Source organism: Ideonella azotifigens, from assembly GCF_006519715.1.
In the GTDB taxonomy this organism is placed as follows: domain Bacteria; phylum Pseudomonadota; class Gammaproteobacteria; order Burkholderiales; family Burkholderiaceae_C; genus Ideonella; species Ideonella azotifigens.
Map to the genome: position 1 here is coordinate 1 of NZ_VIDT01001083.1, position 1288 is coordinate 1288.

Annotated in this window: 1 protein-coding gene; it reads right to left on the reverse strand. The window is 69.9% G+C overall.

What is annotated here, in order from left to right; all coding sequences use genetic code 11:
* Positions 1-1288: flavin monoamine oxidase family protein (locus FKP22_RS30745; RefSeq protein WP_141291975.1), on the reverse strand; the 1288-nt coding region annotated here is incomplete at both ends.

The window sequence follows — 1288 nt, forward strand, 5'->3', positions numbered from 1 at the left end:
CCGGCAGCAGCGAAGCGTGTTCGCCGGCCAGCACAACCCGGCCGTCGACGGCGCACAGGTTCGCGTAGTGCGCCGCGCGCAGCTCGTCGCGCCACTCGGCAAAACAACCCAGCGTGGCCGGCATGCGGTGCCAGGCGACCGACATCCCGTTCTCGAACTCGGCCGGGTACTGTGGGTGGATGCGGGCACCCTGTTCGAGCGCAATGCGCACCCGCTGCTCGGGCGCCATGCCGCTCAACTCGAAGGCATTGGGCCCCCACACGTAGGCGCCCAGCAGCACACCCTTGCCGCCGCGGTTGAAGTCGGTCGACGGGTAGCCGATCTGCGTGATCGGCAGGTCGGTGCGGGTGTTGCCGCCGAAGATGCGCTCGTCTTCCTCCCAGAAGCGGCGGCGGAACTGCAGCCCCACCTTCACCGCCGCGGCATACGGCACCGCCTCGATGGCGGCCTGCAGCGCCGGCTGCACCTGCAGCGCCAACTGTCCCAGCACCGACAGCGGCAGCGTGCAGACACACCAGTCGGCCTGCGCGACCTGCTCGCTCGCACCGTCGCGCAAATAGCGCACCGTCACGCCACGCCCGTCCTGCGCAATGCCGGTGACCTTGGCATCCAGCGTGACCAGCGGCGCCACCTCGCGGTAGATCGCCTGCGCAATGCGATCCATGCCGCCGACCGGCTGGAACATCGTCGTCTGGTACTCGTAGCCATGGCCATCGGCCAGCCCGCGCCACAGCCCGCTCTTGAGCAGGTCACTCAGCGCAACAGGCTGCGAAGGCACCGGCGCCGGCATCAACCCGCCGGCCGGCGGCACCTGCCAGCCGCGCCGGTCGGCGCTGTGGAAGCCCGCCGTGTAGCGAAAGTCCTTGTCCAATGCGCCCCAGCCCCGCAAGGCCTCGCGCAGCTGGTCCAGGTCGTCCTTGCTGACCGCTGCATCGAGTTTGGCGGCCGGCGCCAGCCGGGCCAGCAGTTCAGCGACCTGGCCGTTGAAGTCCGCCTGCACTTCGCGGAAGCGCTGCGGCCTGCCGCCAAACGCGTCGAGGCTGTGCAGGTAGGCGTTGTGGTTGACCTGCACAAACGGCTCCAGCGGCACCTGGAAACGCTTGGCGTAGTCCAGCACGCCATGGTGGTGGTGCGGAATGCGCCAGGGGCCGGGATTGAAGTACAGGCCCGGGTCGAACTGGCAGTGCTGCGTGGCGCCACCCAGCTCGGTGTAGCGGTCGCCGCCGCGCAGCGTCCAGGCCCGGCCACCGGCGCGCTGCTGGTACTCCAGCACCTGCACCTGGTAGCC